The sequence below is a fragment of the Sneathiella glossodoripedis JCM 23214 genome, from assembly GCF_000616095.1.
GTDB lineage: Bacteria > Pseudomonadota > Alphaproteobacteria > Sneathiellales > Sneathiellaceae > Sneathiella > Sneathiella glossodoripedis.
This window is the reverse complement of the sequence record NZ_BAMS01000002.1, coordinates 129094-149490: the sequence shown is the minus strand read 5'-3', so window position 1 is coordinate 149490 and position 20397 is coordinate 129094. Positions and strand designations below refer to the sequence as shown.

Annotated in this window: 26 protein-coding genes and 1 pseudogene; 5 read left to right on the top strand and 22 right to left on the bottom strand. The window is 52.5% G+C overall.

Features of this window, described 5'->3' with window-relative positions; genetic code table 11:
• Nucleotides 1-2: 2 nt before the first annotated feature.
• The 19 genes from JCM23214_RS08730 to JCM23214_RS08645 form a co-directional block, all read right to left on the bottom strand.
• Complete coding sequence (locus JCM23214_RS08730) at nt 3-812, bottom strand: hypothetical protein (RefSeq protein ID WP_025898618.1); 810 nt, start codon at nt 810-812, stop codon at nt 3-5.
• Nucleotides 812-4135, bottom strand: a complete 3324-nt coding sequence (locus JCM23214_RS08725; protein WP_025898617.1) for a phage tail protein — start codon at nt 4133-4135, stop codon at nt 812-814. The genes JCM23214_RS08730 and JCM23214_RS08725 overlap by 1 nt, the downstream gene beginning before the upstream one ends.
• Nucleotides 4135-4551 carry an NlpC/P60 family protein gene (locus JCM23214_RS08720; RefSeq protein WP_025898616.1) on the bottom strand — a complete coding sequence of 139 codons (417 nt, stop codon included), beginning with the start codon at nt 4549-4551 and terminating at the stop codon, nt 4135-4137. The genes JCM23214_RS08725 and JCM23214_RS08720 overlap by 1 nt, the downstream gene beginning before the upstream one ends.
• Entirely contained in the window at nt 4544-5389 is an 846-nt protein-coding gene (locus tag JCM23214_RS08715; protein WP_025898615.1) for a phage/gene transfer agent baseplate hub protein, read from the bottom strand. Before JCM23214_RS08715 ends, JCM23214_RS08720 begins: the two co-directional genes overlap by 8 nt.
• A complete protein-coding gene (locus JCM23214_RS08710) occupies nt 5386-5988 on the bottom strand; it encodes a DUF2460 domain-containing protein (RefSeq protein ID WP_025898614.1) in 603 nt (200 codons plus the stop codon). The genes JCM23214_RS08715 and JCM23214_RS08710 overlap by 4 nt, the downstream gene beginning before the upstream one ends.
• Nucleotides 5989-5993: 5 nt before the next feature.
• Nucleotides 5994-6674 (bottom strand): hypothetical protein, encoded by a 681-nt coding sequence (locus JCM23214_RS08705; RefSeq protein ID WP_025898613.1) that lies wholly within the window; start codon nt 6672-6674, stop codon nt 5994-5996.
• Between the two features lie 19 nt (nt 6675-6693).
• Nucleotides 6694-7068: a hypothetical protein gene (locus tag JCM23214_RS08700; RefSeq protein ID WP_025898612.1), complete on the bottom strand. Its 375-nt coding sequence runs from the start codon at nt 7066-7068 to the stop codon at nt 6694-6696.
• Nucleotides 7065-7457, bottom strand: coding sequence for a hypothetical protein (locus JCM23214_RS08695; RefSeq protein WP_025898611.1), 393 nt, complete (start codon nt 7455-7457; stop codon nt 7065-7067). The genes JCM23214_RS08700 and JCM23214_RS08695 overlap by 4 nt, the downstream gene beginning before the upstream one ends.
• A gap of 11 nt (nt 7458-7468) precedes the next feature.
• Nucleotides 7469-8374: a phage tail tube protein gene (locus JCM23214_RS08690; RefSeq protein ID WP_025898610.1), complete on the bottom strand. Its 906-nt coding sequence runs from the start codon at nt 8372-8374 to the stop codon at nt 7469-7471.
• Nucleotides 8375-8383: 9 nt separating this feature from the next.
• On the bottom strand, nt 8384-8773 hold the full coding sequence (locus JCM23214_RS08685; RefSeq protein WP_025898609.1) for a phage tail terminator-like protein: 390 nt from the start codon (nt 8771-8773) through the stop codon (nt 8384-8386).
• Complete coding sequence (locus JCM23214_RS08680; protein ID WP_025898608.1) at nt 8770-9129, bottom strand: hypothetical protein; 360 nt, start codon at nt 9127-9129, stop codon at nt 8770-8772. Before JCM23214_RS08680 ends, JCM23214_RS08685 begins: the two co-directional genes overlap by 4 nt.
• A 49-nt stretch (nt 9130-9178) precedes the next feature.
• Complete coding sequence (locus JCM23214_RS19875; protein ID WP_051548102.1) at nt 9179-9604, bottom strand: DnaT-like ssDNA-binding protein; 426 nt, start codon at nt 9602-9604, stop codon at nt 9179-9181.
• A gap of 68 nt (nt 9605-9672) precedes the next feature.
• Nucleotides 9673-9813, bottom strand: coding sequence for a hypothetical protein (locus JCM23214_RS26995; protein ID WP_500801828.1), 141 nt, complete (start codon nt 9811-9813; stop codon nt 9673-9675).
• Nucleotides 9804-10802, bottom strand: a complete 999-nt coding sequence (locus JCM23214_RS19870; RefSeq protein ID WP_051548101.1) for a major capsid protein — start codon at nt 10800-10802, stop codon at nt 9804-9806. The genes JCM23214_RS26995 and JCM23214_RS19870 overlap by 10 nt, the downstream gene beginning before the upstream one ends.
• Nucleotides 10803-10848: 46 nt before the next feature.
• The gene (locus JCM23214_RS08665; RefSeq protein ID WP_037493193.1) at nt 10849-11409 is read right to left on the bottom strand and encodes a hypothetical protein; all 561 of its coding nucleotides are present in this window, start codon (nt 11407-11409) and stop codon (nt 10849-10851) included.
• Nucleotides 11410-11480: 71 nt separating this feature from the next.
• Nucleotides 11481-12755 (bottom strand): DUF4055 domain-containing protein, encoded by a 1275-nt coding sequence (locus tag JCM23214_RS22345; RefSeq protein WP_025898605.1) that lies wholly within the window; start codon nt 12753-12755, stop codon nt 11481-11483.
• Nucleotides 12745-14133: a phage terminase large subunit gene (gene terL / locus JCM23214_RS08655; RefSeq protein WP_234397707.1), complete on the bottom strand. Its 1389-nt coding sequence runs from the start codon at nt 14131-14133 to the stop codon at nt 12745-12747. Before terL ends, JCM23214_RS22345 begins: the two co-directional genes overlap by 11 nt.
• Nucleotides 14078-14602 carry a terminase small subunit-like protein gene (locus JCM23214_RS08650; protein ID WP_025898603.1) on the bottom strand — a complete coding sequence of 175 codons (525 nt, stop codon included), beginning with the start codon at nt 14600-14602 and terminating at the stop codon, nt 14078-14080. Before JCM23214_RS08650 ends, terL begins: the two co-directional genes overlap by 56 nt.
• 254 nt (nt 14603-14856) lie before the next feature.
• The gene (locus JCM23214_RS08645; protein WP_025898602.1) at nt 14857-15408 is read right to left on the bottom strand and encodes a hypothetical protein; all 552 of its coding nucleotides are present in this window, start codon (nt 15406-15408) and stop codon (nt 14857-14859) included.
• A gap of 283 nt (nt 15409-15691) precedes the next feature.
• On the opposite strand from JCM23214_RS08645, the gene JCM23214_RS08640 reads away from it, so the two are divergent.
• The 5 genes from JCM23214_RS08640 to JCM23214_RS08620 all read left to right on the top strand — a co-directional run bounded on the left by JCM23214_RS08640 (nt 15692) and on the right by JCM23214_RS08620 (nt 18797).
• Nucleotides 15692-16339: a helix-turn-helix domain-containing protein gene (locus JCM23214_RS08640; RefSeq protein ID WP_025898601.1), complete on the top strand. Its 648-nt coding sequence runs from the start codon at nt 15692-15694 to the stop codon at nt 16337-16339.
• Nucleotides 16340-16351: 12 nt separating this feature from the next.
• The gene (locus tag JCM23214_RS08635) at nt 16352-16966 is read left to right on the top strand and encodes a hypothetical protein (protein WP_025898600.1); all 615 of its coding nucleotides are present in this window, start codon (nt 16352-16354) and stop codon (nt 16964-16966) included.
• Nucleotides 16967-17058: 92 nt separating this feature from the next.
• The gene (locus JCM23214_RS08630) at nt 17059-17457 is read left to right on the top strand and encodes a helix-turn-helix domain-containing protein (protein WP_148301809.1); all 399 of its coding nucleotides are present in this window, start codon (nt 17059-17061) and stop codon (nt 17455-17457) included.
• A complete protein-coding gene (locus JCM23214_RS08625; protein ID WP_025898598.1) occupies nt 17447-17737 on the top strand; it encodes a hypothetical protein in 291 nt (96 codons plus the stop codon). Before JCM23214_RS08630 ends, JCM23214_RS08625 begins: the two co-directional genes overlap by 11 nt.
• Before the next feature lie 136 nt (nt 17738-17873).
• Complete coding sequence (locus tag JCM23214_RS08620; protein ID WP_025898597.1) at nt 17874-18797, top strand: PhzF family phenazine biosynthesis protein; 924 nt, start codon at nt 17874-17876, stop codon at nt 18795-18797.
• Between the two features lie 23 nt (nt 18798-18820).
• Here JCM23214_RS08620 and JCM23214_RS19860 read toward each other — a convergent pair whose 3' ends face one another.
• From JCM23214_RS19860 to JCM23214_RS19855, 3 genes and pseudogenes are all read right to left on the bottom strand, one after another.
• Nucleotides 18821-19354 carry an SRPBCC family protein gene (locus JCM23214_RS19860; RefSeq protein WP_199899447.1) on the bottom strand — a complete coding sequence of 178 codons (534 nt, stop codon included), beginning with the start codon at nt 19352-19354 and terminating at the stop codon, nt 18821-18823.
• Between the two features lie 39 nt (nt 19355-19393).
• Nucleotides 19394-19747: a DUF1428 domain-containing protein gene (locus JCM23214_RS08610; protein WP_025898596.1), complete on the bottom strand. Its 354-nt coding sequence runs from the start codon at nt 19745-19747 to the stop codon at nt 19394-19396.
• A 12-nt stretch (nt 19748-19759) separates the two neighbouring features.
• A pseudogene (locus tag JCM23214_RS19855) lies at nt 19760-20391 on the bottom strand (TetR/AcrR family transcriptional regulator).
• Nucleotides 20392-20397: the final 6 nt, after the last annotated feature.

Sequence of the window (20397 nt, the reverse complement as noted above, 5' to 3'; positions counted from 1 at the left end):
GATTAACCAACGGCCTCGATTGAAAACCAGCTGCTCGGACCACTGAGCACCTTTTGATCGTTTTTGCTATTCTGCCAGACCACACACTGAAAGCTGTCTCCGGTGGTAACTGCCAATGCGGGTGATGTAATATTCTGGATCAGGTTATCCTGCGCATCCTCGCTCACATAAGCTCGGCCGCTATAACTGGCGCTACCGTTTTTATAAAAAAGCAACTCGCGCGTATTGCTGGAATTTTCGTTCCATCTGACCTGCGCCCGAAGCACAACCTTGCTAACGCCAGCAGGCACCACCAGCTCACTATTTCCTGAGCCTGCAAAATACCCCCCTTGGTCATATTCGGCGGAAGCCCAATTCACGGGTGTCAGACTGGTGCTTGAAACGGAAAAATCGCTACTCAGCGTTACAAGCGCACCTGAAAAAAGGCTCACAGCAGGCGCGGTTGCGGTTATTACAAGACCGCGCACACCGCTCCCATCTCCGTAACAGAGCTGGCATTCACCGCTCTTGATCGCAACCATCGCACCGCTTCCGGTCCCGATGGTTGCCTCGGCGCGGGTTCCATTTTCCACCATAAATGGCCGCTGGGAGGCTGGAACCGTAACAGTAAACGCTGCCCTGGCTGTACCGCTAATGCGATGGTAAAAATTTTCTTTGAAATCAGTAACATCCATCGAAAAGCTCCCACCACTGGCATCGTGATCGACTTTTCCCCGACACAACGCCTTCTCCAGCAGTGCATCCGCATCATTGGACGTGACATAGGCCGCAGCCTGCGCCTCGGCGATTTGAGGTAAATCAAGTAATGACATTAAACGACCTCCTTCGCTGCGAACCCGCGCCCGACAGCATCTGAATGTTGATAGATTTCAATTGAAAGCTCCGGCAATTCACCCATCGAAAGGGTAAAATCCGCGTTAAATTGCGCCAGATCATAGGCAAAAGCGCTTTGCCCGCTCACAAAATGCGAGACGGCTTTTGCCTCATAGCCAAACACGATTTCATAGCGCTCTGACTGCTCAGCCAGCGGCAAAGGATCCGCAAGTCCAGCCGCGCCCAGACGGCTGCGACGAACCCAAGTAAGCTGTAATTCGCCGGGTGATCTGCTGGCAGTCACATGCACCGGGCTGTAGGGCATCAAATCACGGCCCTGATGGACATATCGGTGCGTGGTTGCCTCCTCCACATACTGACCGATACCGGCCGCACGGTAATAATATCCCTGCCCAATTGCATTAAGTGGCAGCAATGCAGAACTGATGGTTTGCGGGCTCAGCAATAATACCTTCTCCCCCACTCGATGCTTTGCAACCGCGTAATCCGTTCCGCGCCGGCCCCGCAGCAATGTGCTAAGCTCATAACTTCCATCAAGCAATCGCTTTGCGGTGGCAAACTGGATGATTTCCTCCCCAACCAGCGCCGCATTGGCACCGTTCAGCATCTCAAGCTCGCTCACACTTTCAAGGGGCGCATTTTCATCGGCGAACCGCACGACCAGACTATTGGCGCGATCCGTGCACCACACGCCGTCCAACGGCGCGCCCAATGCTGTTGCAGCCACTCCCCAGGCCACATCCTCCTCAACCGTCGTGACAGGATCATACCGGTCCCCCAGCGCCGATCGATAAACTTCCGCCCCTGTCCATTGCGATGGTGATTGCGCGCCAACCGCCATATACAAACGGCTGCCGGCACCCGCTGTCGCTTCCTCGTCTCTTAACAGCGGAATGTTGAGCAAATGCAGCTCTGCAGATGACGGCCGGCGAACGGGCAGCTCCACATATCCCGATCCCGCATCCGCAACGATGGGCATATCCCCCCCAATATTTGCCGCCCCCGTCAATTGGATTTCCAAATCCAGCGCAGCGCCCAAATGGCTTTCGTTGATCCATCCTTCGTAAAGGGGGCTGCCCCCTTCATCGACAATCTTGATCCTGTCCGATGGGTCCAGCGCCAGAAACTCTCTCGATAACTGCATATCCGCAAGCAGTCTTTCCTGCCAGCCATCCCAAAGGCTTTGCTGACAAATTCCCTTCGCAGTGCTGGCATCCAGCGCCATGGGAAGTGTCAGCTTTTCAACGCCCTGCCCCGCTTGCGTGCCATAAGGGGCATGGGCGCGCCGCGCGTGTTGTGCACCTTGCTGGAAACCGGCATCACTCGCCAGATAACCAAGTCGTATCTCAACAGGCAGATCACTTTCCTGCAAACGGTGATAGTGCGGCTGCGCCATCATACTTGATTGTTCAATTACTAGCGGCTCGCCGGCTTTCTTTTTGGCGATGACAAGCTGTCCCTGACGCTCATGCATTTGCAACTGGCCCGCCAGCATCAACGGTTCAGCAACTTCACGAATGCGTGCCGGGCGGGCGGATGCAAACCCGTCGCAGGCACCCCTTACCCCGCTCACATCATACTGCTCCGGCGATAGCCCCGCCCGCTCGCACAGCTCAGACAGAATAGCCGCATATGCCGCGCCGCTACCCGTCTGACGTCGCAGAAAACAGCGCAATGCTGGCAAATCACGGCGCAGTACCAGCACACTGTCCGAAAGCGGATCATGAACAACGCCCGCCAGGGAGCCAAGATCCGCAAAGTTGCGCAAATCAACCCGGGCAACCTCTTCAAGGTCAGCATCGCGAAAATACACAACCCACAAATCAGGCGTTAGAAAGACCAGCTCATCTCCCTCATAGGCATGCCCGATGAAGCTGTAATTTGAAATCCCGCCGCGAATTTCCGTCACAGATTTACTGACGGTTGACCATTTGAACAGGCAATCCTCATGCTGAAATACCAGCTCTTCCTGCCCGGCAATATACCGCAGCATCCGGCATTCTTTATTGGTATCAAGCGCGTACCCCGCACCCAGATCGCTCGACGTTACATTGAAAATTTCATGCTCAGGGACAATCAATGTTCCCGTTGGATCTGACTGCGCTGTAATCGACACCCGCACGATCTGCAAATCATGGGTTGGACTTGCGGGCAGGTAACCGAACATGGCAACCCACGCCTGTTCCTGCCGGTCGCGCAGCGCACCAGCGCAGGATTGCGCCTCAACATCAACAAGCTTGAGCACATCAAGCGTGGGGCCGAAAACCAGCACCTGTGCCTGCATGTCACTCCCTGCAACCTGCACCGCCGTATCACCCAGCGGGTTCTGTATATCAACGGACCATCTGATGTTACCCACCCCATCAGGAAGCAAGGCTTCAGCCTCCTCAGCCATGATCAGGGAATTGAATTTGTGAATTCTGGCATTTTCACCGGCGCGCTTGCTGCCAACCCAGATATTCCCATCCCGATCCCGGCTAAGCCCCCGAAATGGATTGTCCAATTCTGGAAAGGTGACATTCACATCGGCTTCGCTTCGAATGGAAACCGTCTGCAAATCCAACAGACGGGCTTTGCCAACTGCGCCTGTTTCACAAGTCACCACATCACCGCGCTGGCTGTGCAGTACCATCTGCTGCGGATAATAGGTTGCAGCTTGCCCCGCCCGGGACGGATAGCTGTCCGTCGCCTGCCGGGTTACCAGAAATTCAAAATTGGGGATACGATTGCCAAAAGACGACAGGTTCAGATCTTCAAACACCACATAACTGCATCCCCGGTAAGCAGGTGCACTCCCCCCGTCCTGCTCCGCAACAATCAGCGGATCACACTCCTGAGTGTCATCTCCCTTATAAAAGCGAAAGGAAAGGCCTGAAACCTGCCGCGCATCCAACCCCTCACTATCAAACAGTGACGTTCCGTTCGCCCAGATTTTAAGCAGGGAATCCACCTCGCCCTCGCAGATCAATATCGCAAAGCTTGCAACCCTGTATGACTGGGACATGCCAGCCTGACCGCCGCCAACACTGCCCTTGCCGCCGCCTCGCGCGCCCTTGACCGTTCGCGATTTTCCAAGCCAGATCACCTGACCGCTAAGGCGCATGGTGCCAAAAATGATCGGGATTGACGCTCCGTAGGATGCGCCGGTCACTTTCAAAGGGGCCAGATTTCCACCGCCACTCTGTTTTTCCGCGGTCAGCAACCGACCAAGGGTGGATCCCAGCATCCAGCCGGTCCCTGCGCCAACTCCCGCCAACTGGCCAAGACCCGCCCCGGCTACGCTCAATGCCAATGTTGCCACTAGTCTGTCCCCTTTAATCTGAAAATTGCTGCAGGCCGGGCAAAAGTTGACAGAGGTTGCTCCACAACTTTTCTGCGCCCCGCATAGGCATGAATGAGAGATAACTCCTCACCCACGCGCGACAGGATCCCCACATGCACTGCGCCGCGCCCTTCGTTAAACAGTGCCAGATCACCCGCCTGCGCGTCCGCGGCACGCACCCGATCCAGCTTCTGCGACAAAACCCGATGCAGGCGACTTCCATCGCTCCGGCGGGCGTAATCGGTTTCATCTTCAAATACGTAGCCTGCACTTTCGAACACTTTCAGGCACAAGCCGATACAGTCCACCCCAAATTCGCGGCTCCGCCCCTGATGTTGCCAGCGCACACCAAGCCACTGGCGGGCGATCCAGTCGATACCCTGTGCCTTATCCATCCGCGGGCTCCAGCAATGCATCCAATCCCGGCACATGGGGAAACCCCCTGAAATTCTCCACGTTGGCAAAAACATCACGGCAGGTTGCAAAGCGCTTGTCACATCCGGGATAAAGACGCGCGCCATCATTGATCTGCACAAGCTCTGGCGGAGCTGTAAACAGACGAGCCCGCGCCAATGCACCGTCAAAATCAATAATTTCAAAGGATCGGCCTGCATTTGCTCCATCGCCAAAACGCAGCAATCCCCCCACCATTGAATGTCCGCTCGCCAGATAGCCTTCCAGCTCAAATTCATAATCGCTCAGCACTTCTTTAATGCTGACATCCTGCCCCAGCGCCTCCAGCGGCACTGTGCATGCACCATCTCCCAGGTCCGCGCGACATCCGGGGGTAATCACATGGCCCATCTGGCGGCGAAAGGCATCACCCAATCCCCGAAGCTCCGCACTGAACTGTCCGTGGCTCCAGCGCACCTCGCCAATTCGCCCGCGCCGCAACTCAATACTGCCCATTGAAAGGTCCTGCCAGTTCACCAGAAAATAGAAAATCTCGGCATTGTCATAGGCTCCATTTTGCAAATCGGCCTCCGCCAGCCAGTTTGAACTGATCAGCCCCACAATTTCTGTTTCATCCGTTGTCAGACCAACACTGTTTTTCAATGCGCTTCGGTCATACCCATCACTGGACAGATAGCTCTTCCCTTCAAACTCAATATTTTGGTCGTGATCGGTGAGACAGATTTCCACCCCATCGCCTCTGACAATCCGCCAGCAACTGCAAAGGCTCGACACGTCCCCGGCCAGATGCGCTTCCATCTCCGCTGAAATTGGTTTCATACGCGCAGCTCCACCAGTTGAACACTTTGCCAGTGATGAACATCCGGCCCGGGGATGGCTGCTTCCATAAGGTCAGTGTCAAAGCGGACCGGCACATCAAATTCACAGCTCACTGATATGACGGCTCCGGAATCTGGTGGCGTATCGAAGCTCAGCTCACCCGTTCCAGTATCCACCGACCAGCCCGTTTCGCGCAAAATCCCATCCAGACGAACGGAGACGCTTCCCGGTACAATCTTTTTCAAATCACGGCGATGGGGCCAGTCGCCTGCCGCTTCATAAATTTTGCAAATCTGAAAACTCTGACGCGTATCATCTCCTGTGGCGATAACTCCGTCGATAAGTTCAAAATCGGCGAAATCCTTTAACCGAAAGCCATAAGCCCGGCCAAGACGCGCGTGAAAAAAGTCCAGCAAAGCCCGCCATTCATCGCCGCGGCTTGGGCTGACATCAACCCGATATTCCCGCCGTGCGGCGGACCAGTTTATATTGCGCCGTTCATGCCCGGAATTCAGTTGCTGAATGGTTGTCGAAAAACGCGGCCCGCCCACCGCACCATAGGAAATATGTTGCGGAAATCGAATATCGTGAAATCCCATACCGTTCACCCGTTTCTGTCCAGCACCCGGCGGGCGGATTTAAGCGCTTCTGCCTGCAACTGGCCTTGACTGCGACGAAACCCGTCCACATCCGGTGTGCTGATTTGATAGTTAAAAGTGAAATTGCCCGCTGCTGCCGGTTCTTTTTCACGGCGTTGCTGGGACGGTGTTTGAATACGCACCTGCTCACCACGGCTCAAACGCAGGCCCACCAGATTTCTGTCGCGGCCAGCGGCACCGCCAACACGAAACTCACCACCGCTTGCAAATCCGGCAAAGGCCCGGCTCAACAGATCCCCTGCGCCACTGAACAAACCGGAAAACAGATCCCCCCCTGTTGTTTGCCGTTTACCTGTAAAAAGGGATGATCCAAACGCGAGGGCTTCTTTTTCCAGATCCCGCAGCAGGCTTTTTGCATCTGCCCCGCGCGTTAAAAATTGATCGAAACTGCGCCCCAAGACGCTGCGCAGACTTTTGGAAACATGATTGGCGGTAAGCGAAATTTCATTGAGCTCACCCTGAGCAGACCGGGCTGAGCTTTGTCCTTTCAACGCTGGGGTAACCGGTGCACGATATGCGCGCGTTACATCCGCAGTTTTTGCCAGCAATCGGTCCAAATTCTCCATAACCTGCTCATATCCCCTTGTTTCAATTTCAAGTCCAATGGTGCCTAAATCCTCGGGCATTCTTCTCTCCCTCCTCCGTTCATTCAGTCCTGTTGAAATTCAACGGCTCACATACTTTTCGAAACTGCCCGATCATTTGCAGAACCAGTCGCACCTCCCAGCCGTGGGGCTTGATGCCAAACAGCAGCTCAATAGTCGCCGCCAAATCCAGTATCGGGACATGTCCCCTCTGCCAGTCACCAGCCATTACCGGCAGCAGTTCTGCAAACCAATCCCACACATGCGCTAAACAGTCAGGAAATCCTTCCTGCGCGGGTGGCAGTGGTACGCCTTCAGATACGGTTAAATGCTTTTGCGCCTGCCGCTCAATGGCGGCTGCGCTCACGCCTTTGGAATTGACGGGCACAAGTTCAAGCAAGCGGCGCCTGCACGCCCCCAGAAACTGCTCCGTCATTCGCCAAAAAAATTTTCGCGGTCCTCCACAAACCGCGCGACCTGCTCCCTGATCCAGAGTTGTTCTGAATAAAGCCGTCTGGCATTGGCTGGCGTGCAGACGAGCGAATGCCCCTGATAAACAACCCCCTGCCATTCAATCGTCGCCCGCGCCAGCCGTTCAATATGAGCCTCTTCCAACTCCGCTGCCGTCAGTGAGCGTTTGCCAGCATTTATTTGAGTATCGATCTGCTCCCGAATAACTGCATGCCATGCCGGCGCATCCATCCCCCGCAACCGGATAACAACGTCAAGCACCTCACCAGTGATCGGGTGCAGCAAGGTCAGTGCCGCCCCCGCCTCGGCGCGGTGGGCAAAATCAAAATTGGACAGATCCAGTGTATCGGTCATGAAATCCCCCCTTACCCTGCGATACGGCGCAGGCGAATGTCTGTGCCACTTACCGCATCTGCCAAGGCAACAAACCGGAAGGTGCAGGTCACTGCCTGATCAGCCCGTACTGGGTTTTCCGCACTCATATACAAAATACGTGGAAGCGTTATTTCATAGCTGCCTCCGTCACCGCTGAGTGTGACTTTCAGACTGCTATGGCTTTGGCTGAAGAATTTTTGGTGCAGCGACTGACTTTCAAAATAAATCGACAATTCACCGCTGATGCGGGATTTTCCATATCCGGCGGCAACCGAGCTGCGGCTGCCAAGGGCCTTGATACCGCTTAAGCCATTTTCAATTTTCAAATCCAGCCCGGTGACAATGCCGAGGGGCGCGCCTCCCTCTTCAATGGTGCCCAGGAAAGCTTCCATGGGGGCATATTGCACGGGTGAGGTTGCCATTGAATCTACTGAACCTGATCCATAGCTGCCTGTTTTCCCGCTAATGTGAAAACGGCCACTGACAAGACTTTCAGGCTGAATGGAAAGCTCCATCGCTTCGATGGAACAACCGGTGAATAGCTGATACTCACCCACATCTGCAAAACCGCGTTCAATGACGAAACTTCTTGGCATTGAGCCGCTAACAAGTTCATCCCCGACCCAGTCGGATAACAAAACTGCAGCCAGTAACTGATCCTGCGCGCCATAGCTCAGTTCAAATTCGATCTCCCCTTCCACATCTTCAGTGCCATGGATGAAATGGCTGATTAATCGATCACTTCGAATTTCATCACTTTCGATGGAGCTGCGCGCCAGTGCCAGATCACATCCGGTATGGCGAAGCAATTGATAATCAGCAACAGCTGGAAGTTCACCATAGGTATCCTCCACCATGAACCGAAGTTCATGATGTGATTGCATGGAAAATGTCATCTATATCTCCTAGAAATAACTCCGCCAGGTAATCTTTAGCGGTATGTTTGTATGGTTTAGATCACCGCGATCGGCTCCGGCTTCGTGCCCTTTCAGAAAAACGGACTGCCCCTCAAAGGAGAGTTCCGTTCCACTGGTAAAATGCACCGCTAACCGATCGAGAAGGGACATGGCCGCAGCGTGACTGCGTTCATGAATATGCAGCAAAAAATTGCCCTGACGTTCCTGTGGCTCAGCTGGCCCCAGAAGAACCCGGCGTGTCTTTCCCGGCAAGAAACTGCAGACCACAAATGCTTCACCTTTGCGGGCCTTGTGACGGCTTTGCGGGAAAATCACCCTGATCCCGCCGAGCCCGGCAAGATGCGCCTCCAGCGCTGCCTGAATTTTTCGGTAACTCATTGATACCACACCTCAAACAGGAACCCCGATCCGTGATCCATGCTTGCCACCTGATTGATTGCAAATTCATCTGCACCAATCTGCAAAATATCGCCCGGTGCCGGCATTTCATTTTCCATCAGCAGCAGCGCGAGCTGCACTGCTTTGTCCAGCACCGGCCCCTCTTCCATGGCGCTGCGCGTGCGCCGTGCCGTCATAGGGAACAGCCGGGCGGAATAAGTCATTTCACTCACTTCAGGCTCGCCGCCCGGAATATGGCTCTGTTCCAGCACACGCTTGACCTGCACGGGAATGATGAACTCGCCCGAGCGGTTGAATACCCGCTCAATTACCTGTTTGATCCTGCTTTTGTTCATGGCTACCCTCTTGTCACTTGCAAGGCGCTGCGTGCGGCACCAATCTGTTTCAGTAATCGTGTGGCAAAGCGGGAGTGGCTTTCCTGTCCGAATATACAAGTTCAAGCATCCCGACCTTCTCACGCACAATCTGCGGACCGTCAGTGGTGGGCGCTGGGATTTGCAAAAACCCGGGGGCCAGTTCCAAAACAGCAGCCTTAAGTGCAAATGGCAGACCGCGCAGTTGACGCCCCTCATCATCCACTGCACCGCTACGCGGCCATTTCAGACCCTGCACTATTTTCAAAACAGTGCCCGGATAGTCATAAAAATCAGCCTGCTGGCTTGCGCGTATCAATGCCTGTTCCCGCAGGCCATCCGATGCGGCTGCCCATTCTTCATTCCCCAGTGCGGCAAAATGGGCATCCGCTTGTGATAGCGACAGATAACTGTTTGCACCCTCAATGCCCTCTCCGGTTTCAACGATTAATCCCATTCTTTCGCCCCGTATCATTTGCATCCATCAAAAAGGGGAAGGCCAAAACCTTCCCCACAAAAGCCGCTTTACCCGGCAAGGCGAACAGCCAGTTCAGGCCGCACCAGTTTAACCCCCCATAGAATGTCAAACTCCCAGATCACCTGTTTATACTGACGGCTGACTTCCAGCCTTAGGGAGAGACCTGTTTGCGGATCAGTCATGGACATGATCTGACTGCCAAGTCCCGCGCCCGCACCACTTTGCGCAAGCGGGCGATTGGCAAAAGCAAAGGCATCACGATTGAACACCAGATTGACTTCGTGACTGCTGGCAAATTCAATCTCTGTTCCGCCGATGAGTTCCGGGCCGGCGCCGGGGAAACCTGCATGTTGAAAGTATCTGAGTCGATGGCAGTAACAGCAACGACTGCATAGTGTTGCTCCCCCCCAGTTGCGGAAAATACATCACCAACCACTGGAGTGGCTGAAAAGCCCGAAGCCGTCACCTGATTTCCGCTGACGCTGTCAATTGTAATCGTCCCGCCCGTTGCGGCGCCCGTTTCATGGCGCAGCACATGGTCATCACTAAACCAGTCAATTCCAAACTTTCGGCCAATTTCCCCTTCGATTTTGACGCTGTTCCCACCTGCCTTGTCTGCATCTGCAAAAGCCGACAGATCAAGGGCGTTTGCTTCGGCATCAAAATTCAGCACCCCATACCGATTTTCCTTTGGTGCCCGCTGTTTCAGCAGCAATTTTCGCGCAGCAGTCGCATCAGAAGTGCCGCTTGCAAAAGGCGTTGTCCCCGCCGTTCCGACAAGCCCGTAAATGCCTTTATATTCCGCATGAACGGACTTGTTTACCGCATTGGCAAGGGCGCGAATGGCTGATCCAACCTGCATGGGAATGAAGCTTTCATGGGCATCAACTTCCATCATTTCCTTATCGGTCAGATGAAAACTCGCTTTTTTCCAGTTATTCAACTCGATCTGTACTTTTTGAATTTCACTGGAAGCCGGTGTGGGAGGTGTCGCACCGGGTATTACATTTTCCGCTTCCAGATCAAAGGGGATCGGAACATCGATTGTGTCACCTTTTTCTGCGGCTTCGGCGCTGAAACTGCCATTGATCAGCCGCGGCATGATGGCCTGCTCACGCAATCCCAGCAGACCACGCGCCAGTATTTTCGGCATTACAGCCGATACATCATTTGTCATAAATTTCTCCTTTTGGTTTAAAATCAGGGAATTCGCCGCGCCGTCCCTATGGCGTAACTGTCACTTTTCCTGCGGCGATCTCTTCAAGTTTCGCATTGATACTTGATTGCTCAGTTGATCTTAGTGTGAGGGTCGTACCCCCGGCGGCGGCGGGGCTCATACCGCCCCCGCTTTTCTGCCCGCCGGTAAAAGCTGCACTGAAATCAGGATGAGTGCGCAGATACCTGACCAGATCGGTGGCGCTGTCGCGCCCATCCTCTGGCTTGAAACCAGCGGCACCTGTCATATCCGGGCGCACGTGAACCGTTTTCTGCCCGTCATCACCGGTGGCGACCTGCAGGCTGTTTTTTAAAAATGGCATTAGTAACGCCGGATTTCCGCCCACAGAGCCAAGCGCCGCAATGGCGGTATTTTCGATAACCAGTTCACTTTCACGGGCGTTTAACTGATCGATCCGATCTTGCAGATCAGAAGCGCGACTGGCCATTTGCGACAGGTTTTCATCAAGTTGAAAACCGCCCTGATCATCAGAATTTTCAGTATATAAATTTCTATATTTTTCAGGAACTTCATCGATATTATTAATGTTATCTGGAAAGTCGAACATGATCATCCTCGTTGATTTTGGACATAAAAAAAGCCCCTTGCGGGGCAATTGGTTGACGGCTAGTGGAAGCGCTATCCATCGGCAGCGCCATTGAAAAGCTGTCGCTCTTTCTGCTCTTCTTTTATTACCTCCCTGCCCGGCACTTCCTCGCGGCTTAGCGTCAAGGACAGCGATCCTGTATTTTCAATCCCGTCCCATTTAGCAAACAGACGCATCATCTGATTGAGACTGTCCTCAATTTCCATCACCATGCCATAAATCGGGGATAATGCATCAGCTGCATCGAGCCGGCGACCAGTTGCAGTTTCGGGCACAGCGCCACTTTCAAACTGCAGGCCGAAAAGCTGAATTGCTTTTTCCAGTTCGTGAAGCTCGCGGGCTCCGGCTTCAAGTGCCGCGCCGCTGCTTTCCACATAATAATATTTGCCATTGGTGTCTGAGGTGGTCAGCACCTTGTTGGGGCCCACTTCAATGGGGCCGTCAATTTCCGCTTCATACCCGGAAGCGGCAAGAATGGGAAATGATGCCACATTCAGGGCATTCCGCTGATCGGAACGGATCTGATAATGCTCAAGGTTCAGATAGGCCAAATCCTCAAGCGGCGGAGTTCCCTGCATAAAACCTGTGCGGTTGGTATAAAGGGCGACGAGCGGCACTTCCCCAAGAGAGTTTTCGCCGCTATCTACCATTGACCAGTTTCTGCCGTCAGATTTTCGGTAAAGCTGCCATTCATCAGGTGTAAGAACACGGATCTGATCAACCAGTTTTTCATCGGAGCCGCTCACTTCCGGGTGCTGTTCGCGAATGCGGATTTGCGACAGGCGCGGCGACAGACTGTTTTCATCGGCGGCTGCGAAAATCAGATTTTCTGCGCGAATGGGAACAGCATAGGGCCTCATTTCATCAAAGCCACCGGCTGCTTTTGGATAATCCACCAGAGCATAGGAAATGCCGCAAACCAAAGCATCTTCAAACCAGTTTTTGGCAAAGCTGTTAAGCCCCTGGGCTGCAAGATCCACGTTGCGTAAGTAAGATTGCAGGCGGGGGTTCAGATCGGGTGTTGCGGTAATGGCATGCCCAAAAAGGCGCCCCGATATCTTTTGCACGGTCCGGCGAAAATAATTTCGAAGAACAGCCCGTTTCGCCCGCTCGGTATAAACGGTAGAATTTTCGGCCGGATGACGCGGCAGATAGCGGGTACCAGCGGCTTTCATCGCTGGTGTTCCGCCCATCAGGCAGCGCGGCAAGGCCCATTTTTCAGCCATGGCCAGATAAGCCCTGCTTTCTTTTGAAGGATCGTACATCATCATTCCTTTATTTTTGAAAGGTCGCCAGTTAGCTTCCATACATTTCCTGCTGCCCACGGCGGCCAGCGGAGGTAATTGCGGCAAAGGCGTCAGAGACCGCATCCACCTGATCGTCATATTTTCCAGAGGGGAAACTTTGAAGTTCCATCAGAAAATCCGAATTCCAGCTCGCCCGTAACAGATAGACATTTCCGCATTCTACCTGAGCGGAAAAAGGAGCTGACCGCTGAATTTTATTCCCGCTTGGAATTCTTGCGCGGACCAGAAACCCTGCGAGCAAGCGCGCCAATGCCTGACGCTGGGACAGGCCGGCCTGCCCCGGATCCTGAGGAATACAAACCTGAACCGCCTTGCCATCCCGCTTTGCATGATCAAGCATTCGACGCTCAACATCTGCGGGCGATCCCTGAAAACGATCCATATCCAGAATGTAAAAGCGCCCCCGATCATCACGGCCCATCAGAATGCAGGCGGTATAGTCCCCGCCGCCGGCTGTGGCAGCAAGATCCCATGCCCGCACTTTTACAGAAAATTTCGGCAACTCTGAGCGCTCCACAACCCGGAACCACTCATAGCGAAAATACATCCCACCTTCTGGGCGAATTTTCCAATTCCCGAGCAGGAGCCGCTCGCGCTCCACCGCATCCAGAGCACCCAAAGTCGCTTTGTAGGAAGGGTCTTTTTCAAGCAGGATCTGATTGTCGTCTATACTGGCGGCGATAAAGGTGAGCGATTTCGTCAACTTGCCCGGATCGTCCTGAAAGACAAGCTGATCCCCGTCGCGCATGAAATGCTGCAACTTGCCCGATCGCTCCGATTTGGGATAACCAGTTTTCTCATCAATCCACCAGCGGATCAGATCGGCAACCCAGCAATCAGCATCCGGATTGCAGGTTGCCCGCACATAGGGCGCAACCCCGCAAGTGCTGCGATTACGGCTAAGCAGATAAAAAAACTGCCGAGCTGTAAAATGGGTCAATTCATCAAATCCCAGATAGGTGATTTCCGTCCCTTGCCAATCATAGCGGTTCTTTTCATGTTCCATGGCACCAAAGCTGATGGTTGCACCGGAGGGAAAGCGCATCAGTAGATCAGTTTCCTTCACGGTTACACCAAAGGGCCCATAAATCTGGCGCGCTGCATCCCACAATCCGCCCTCATTGCGAACCTGTTTCGCGGTCCGCCGGAAAATTACAGCCCGAAAGCCCGGATCGTGAATGTGGCGAAGAGGCTCCAGCAATAATGCAAAACTTTTACCGCCACCCGCTGCCCCGCCATAAATGGCAATATCCGCAGGGCTAGCCAAAAAATTCTCCTGCGGCCCTGCCTGAGGACGGAAGTTCAGCTCAGCGACCGGCATATCAGGAATTCCGTTTCGATACGGGATCAGAGTGCAAATCAGTGGGCGCATTCGCATCACGACCATTTTCCGGCAGATAAACCTTGGCCCGGATGGAATTGAGGATTTCTTTTCCTTTGTCTTTCATGCTGCCAGTGTTTTTATTGGGGCCATAAATGGCGGGCGAAAACTGCTCCATCAGCCAGCGGCGAATATCGATGCGCAATTTAGAGCGGGCGACTGTCTCCGAGTTATCGGCAGAAGTTGCTTTACCAGAGGATTGAGTGTCAGAGCGTTCATTTTCGCCAAGTTCTTTCTGATCTGCGATAAGTATGATTTCACCAGCGAACATATCGGCCAAAAAGCGCCTGACCGCCTGCGCCTCGGCTTCAGGAAAAAAGACTTCCCGCAGTGCAACAGCGGAGAACTGATTGGATGGTTGTTGCAACCAATCCAATACTCCACCCATATCCTTGATTTGCTGGAATTTTCGCAGCGACAGTGCTTTCAGACGGGCTAAACCCTCTGTTAATCCTGGCAACCCCATATGGATTCCTTTTCTACTTTTGAATGAGTATGAAAACGAAGGCTATAAAATATGCCTTTGAAAATTTCTGCTCCGATAGTCGTCTCAAAAAATGAAACAGCACCCCCTAGAAACAGAAATAATATTTTTAATTCAAGGCATTAAATAATGTATTCATGCCTAAACAACCAAAGAAAAAGGCCCGAAAAACATAGCTGGTTTTTCGGACCCTTTTCGAACTGTGAGAAATATAGTACCCAAACGACCCCGAGATGTCAAGTAGTTTTCTCTAATTTGGTGTATTTTTCCTGTAACCTAGCGTAAAGCGCCAATCCCCGAACCAAATTTTCGCGCGCGTACCCTTTACGCCGCCCCTGTTTCCTATCGACCTGCCTGCAGCTTAGACCAAAAATGAGAATCTCAAGAATCGGCGTCAGCTGAACATCTTCGACCACACCAGTGCGGGCCCAAAGAGAGAACAGCTCTTCTGATGCTGTTGGTCTACCCTCTCCAAAGGATGTTGCCCGTGGCATAAACGAGTAATCCTGCGTGCGCAGCCCTCCCCCATACAGCCGTAAGAAGCCCACATAGATTTGCTGGGCATGTTGAATTTGAGCGTCAGAAAAACTGCGCCAGAACGCCAGTTGCTTGCGCACAGGTGCCTCCCCCGCCTGAATACGCCGCTCATTTTCCCGTAATGCTTTCTGTATTTCCTGCTGCGGAATATTTTCATTCGCCGCCGGATTTACATTAAATTTTTGACGGCCAATGCATCTGGCCCCACCCACAATAGGTAAGTTGACCTTGTTTTTTGTTTCTGATGACATAAATTCACCCCTCTAAACCAAAATTCTGATTATACATTCCCATCAAATCTGTTTTCTAGCCTCTACACACTACCCTGTTTTTTTGTTTTAAAATGCCACTTTAGCGGTGGCATTCGCTTTCTGCTTAAGCCGCAGTTTTCCTTGTCAAAATCAAATTAATATGCTTTTTAAGGTTATTACTTTGATCCAAATACAACCTATAAGATAAATTAGAATATTGAAATAGTCAACGGTTTTTACGAAAATCGTAAATGCAAAGGAAAACTAGAGACAAGATGACAATATGAAACACTACTGGATTGAACAGAGGCTTGATCAGTTGGGATATAGCAAAACAGACCTGGCTCAGGCCTTGAGTTTACCGCCCTCCAGAGTAAGTGAAATTCTCAAAAACAAACGCCAACTTAAACTTTCTGAACTCTACCCGCTTGCCCGGTTTCTAAAATACCCGCCCTCAACACTCCTTTCACTGCTCACCCCATCCGAAGTAAAACTGCGAAACGGTGACCTGCACGCAAATCCGTGCCAGGAAATTTGGGTGATCGGACAGATATGGCCAAGCCAGCAGCCCCCTAATCCAGACGCTGGCGACGCATCGGTCCTCATCTGGGCGAAGCGAGCGCGATACCCTTTAAATCTGCCCCTTGAAACGGGCGAGCATATAGGGGAGACGCTTATATACTGGGCCCTTGAACACCGCCAGGGCATTGCGAGTTCCGATCAATCCGGTCAGTTGACCGCATTGTTCGTTTATGCGCAGAGTCAAAGCCTCCCCCTCTGCGGCGCGACGGGAGGTTTTTTCCAATTCAACCTTCAAATTCAAAGTGGAAATCATCGAAAACCCCGTACAGGACTGATTTACACCATGACGCCCTGCCCTCTTTTACAAGAGAACTATAGTTTTATATTTTCTCCTTTTGCGGGACTGTGATAGGGTAATCACATGACAAGAAATCCCGTAAAGGTTCTGCCACCGAGATTATTGGCCAGCTGCAAGGATCAGCTGTTTTCGGCGTCGATGGATCGCTATGGTGACAGCGATATTCGCGAGGATCTTGAAATTTCCAACAGCCTGTATCTGCTCTATCTGGAATTCAGGAACCTCGCAGATTACATCCTGCGCCGAGCACCGCGAGTGTATCTGACGCCGATGGAAATCTCTCCGCCCGGCACAGAAGCCCTGACCGAGGGCGAATATAAAGATCAATATTTGGAGCGTATAGATCTGGAAGATGACAAACTGCAGCATTTTACGAGATGCATAGCCTACAGCCATTTTCTACACAGCGATAACTCCCCACCACCAACCGAAGATCAAAGCCGGTTTCTACTGATTGATCCAGAGCGCCTTATCCAGCGCAAGGTGATGGATGGCAATGATCCGATTTATGGTTTTGCCTTGTATTTTACCCCCAGAGACTGTCACCGACTTGTCTTTTTCGGGGCTGGCACGCGAGATCAGGCGTCACAACTGCGCAGGATGATGCAGGAACCGCTGTTTGACTGGCACCCATTCAGCACGTCTTATATGATGTGGCGCTTCAGAAACAGTGATTAAAGTGGCATAAAATATCACAAAAGACTAAAATGTTGACTTTGAGGTCAACAACCCCTATATTAGTGTTGTCGTACAGATCAACGGTTCACATTATGAGTAATACAGTAACACCCTCAGGCTTTATGCAGCAGATGCAGGCCGCCACAGAAGATTTGACCGCCCCCACTTTGCCCAGCAACGCGAAAGCAACCAGTATGGATGATCGCTGGAACCGCTTTTCTGTGGAGGAAAAAGCCAAACTGATGAAAGAGGCTGCCAATCATTCCGCCCGCAACATGGCCGCGATGCTGGTTCACAGTGAGGTTGCCAAAGCAGGCAAGAGCCTGCGGGAGCTTGAGCGCGAATTTGGATTGCAGCCTGCGGTCATCTCACGCATTACCACTGCGTCACTGGATCGCGGACCCGACCTTGCCACATTGTGCAGGATCGCCATGGCCCTTGGCAAAAACATGCATATTACATTTGAGGATCCGATCGCAGATGATGATTGAGGCTAGCACCGTTGAGCTGATTAAACTGCTCAGCGGTGGCGCCCTTCTTTTATCAGCAAGCTATGCCGCCTTTTTTCTGGCGCGCAGCTATTATCGATTGCGCCGGGCGGCACAAGGTATCGATCCGATGGTGCATCGTCGCGGTGCCATGACAGACCGCAAACTCAGCACCCTGCTGCCATTTCGGGTTTTTCTTCTGTCCGCGAGCGGTTTGGCACTTGGCCTTCTGGCGCTCATTCTTGAAACTGCCGATTTTTTCTGTCCTGCCTTTATCCAGTGAAGCGGCGAGCCGCTGCCCCGTCATGTGACTTTTATTACACACAGAATAAGAAAAATTCACTTGCCTCTTTCACAATCAGAAACGCATCATAGCTATTACACTGGCGGACAATCCTTTTTTAGAAAAGAGAGCCAAGATGAGTACAGCAGAATTGACCCAAACTTCACCCCAGTCTGAGCGGGTCACAGCCCATATTGTAAATGCCTTTGTTAAGGATGGCAGCGGCGGCAACCCGGCGGGTGTTGTTCTGGACGCAGATCATTTAAGCGCCGAGGACCGCCTGAAAATTGCCGCCAAAGTCGGCCTTTCAGAAACGGCTTTTGTTTCAAAATCCCCAACCGAAACCATTCGACTGGAGTTTTTCACGCCCAATCGCCAAATCGCCCATTGCGGTCACGCAACTGTTGCGACTTTTTCCTATCTTGCCAGCATTGGCCGTGTTGGTGAGGGCGAAGCCTCAAAGGAGACAATCGAGGGCCCGCGCAAAATTCTCCTCAAAGACGGCGCTGCGTATATGGAGCAGCTTGCCCCCAAATACAGCAGTGAAGCGGATTGGCTATCCAAAGGGGTTACAAATGCTGCGGTTCTGGCAAGTGTGGGCCTGAGTGCTGACCAATTGCAGGAGGAGACAGCGCCGATCGTTGTGAACACAGGGAATAATTTTCTGATCCTTGCGGTTAAAAACAGCGATATTCTGAAAGCTGTCTCCCCGGATCAGGCGGCAATTAATGAAATTTCCGAAAAACTGGACCTGATCGGGTATTATCTCTTTAGCACCGATACGAGCGAAGACTTTGATGCCACAACCCGCATGTTTGCCCCGCGATACGGTATTGAAGAAGAAGCCGCGACCGGAATGGCCGCCGGCCCCCTTGCCTGTTATCTTTATGACAAACGGGATGTCAAAAAGGAAAGCCTGCTGATTGAACAAGGCCGTTTCATGCGCGAGCCATCCCCCAGTAAAATCACGGTGAACCTGTCCCTTGAAAACGGAGCCATAACCGGCCTGATGGCTGGTGGATTTGGTAAAGTCATGAATTCCATCGAAGTGGAATTTTAAAGAAAATCTGCAGCACCCCCCCCTCACATACAACACCACGCAGCCAAATGATGGCTGCGTGGGCGTTTATTTGTTACCTCACACAGTGACAAGGCGGCTGGCGAGCTCTTCCAGTTGCAGGGCGGCTTGCCTCCAGCTTGATGGAAACCCATTTCCTCGTGAGCGCGGCGGTCTTCCTCGCTCCAGTGACGGGCAATTGCGGTGTAGTTTGTTTTGCCGCCTCCAGCATCGGAGAGGCGAATTTCACCTGTGAAAAAAGGTTTTTCGGAAGGTGTCCAAGCACTGGTGTAGGCATCCGTGAAGACCAGTTTCTCTGTCGGGATTACCTCCAGGTAAACGCCGGGTTGGCGCATTTCCTCTCCGTTCGGGCCGCGCATGATAAAGACGCTTGAGCCGCCGGGACGCAAATCGAGGAATTCAACCTCAGTCGTGTAGGGTTTTGGCGTAAACCATTGTTCGATCAAGGGCGCCTCTGTCCAGCAGCGCCAGATAAGGTCACGCGGAGCGTTCAGGACCAGCTCCAGCGTCAGGTCCCGGTTATTCGTATTTTCTGTCATGTTGGATTCCAGTATGGCGGCCTAAAGACCCCAAAAATATTATTTATCAAACACCACTTCAAAGCCGCCAAAAATAACGCGCTTTCCATCAAAGGGCATGGATTGCATGGCTTCTTCGAATTTTGGATCGGTGTGCATTTTTTCCATTCCAGCATCGCGCACTTCCTTGCTGGGCCATTCCAGCCAGGACATGACAACAACTTCATCGGCTTCAGCTTTCACGGCTTTACGAAAATCCGTCACCTGCCCTTCGGGCACATCATCGCCCCAGCATTCCACCATGCGTGTAACCCCGATTTCACCGAACAGAGACTGTATGCTGTGCACATGGTCAATGTAATCCTGTTTACGGGATGCGGGTACGGCTGCTACGAAACCATCGATATAAGACATTTCTCTCTCCTGCTAGTTAGATGAAGGGCGGTTGAATAAAAGTTCGATATAACGCCGCAAATGACGAACGCTTTCGCGTGCGGGCTCTGCATTTCCTGCGGCCTTTGCCAAAATAAAGCCCCCCTGCAGGGCCGCTTGTGTATATTGCGCCAAACTTTGGGCGTTCCAGCTATCTGTGTCAACACCATATATTTGAATTGCTTTTTGGATATCCTCTTCCAACGTTTGGGCGTGATCAAAGATACAGCTCGCGCAGGCGTCGAGAATAGGCTTGTGGGATTGATAGGCTTCCTGCGTCATGGTGCCGACAAGGCAGGTAAATTCCGCAAGGTCACCATCGATCAATTCTTCGCGCAGATCCAGATACCCAAGGACACGATCGAGCGGATCCTCTAACTTGTGGTAGGTCGCATTTTGAAACATATCCCCGGTGGTTTCATCCCAATAGCGAGCAACCGCAACCCCCAAAGCTTCCTTACTTTTGAAATGGTGAAAATAGGCACCTTTGGTCACTTCTGCTTCGCGGCAGATGTCATCAACGGTTGTGGCGGCGTAGCCTTTCGCCGAATGACGTCGCGGGCCGCTTCCAAAAGCCGTGTTCGCGCATCACCGCGCTCAGGATTTTTCAAGGTTTGTCTTGGCATGAAAAT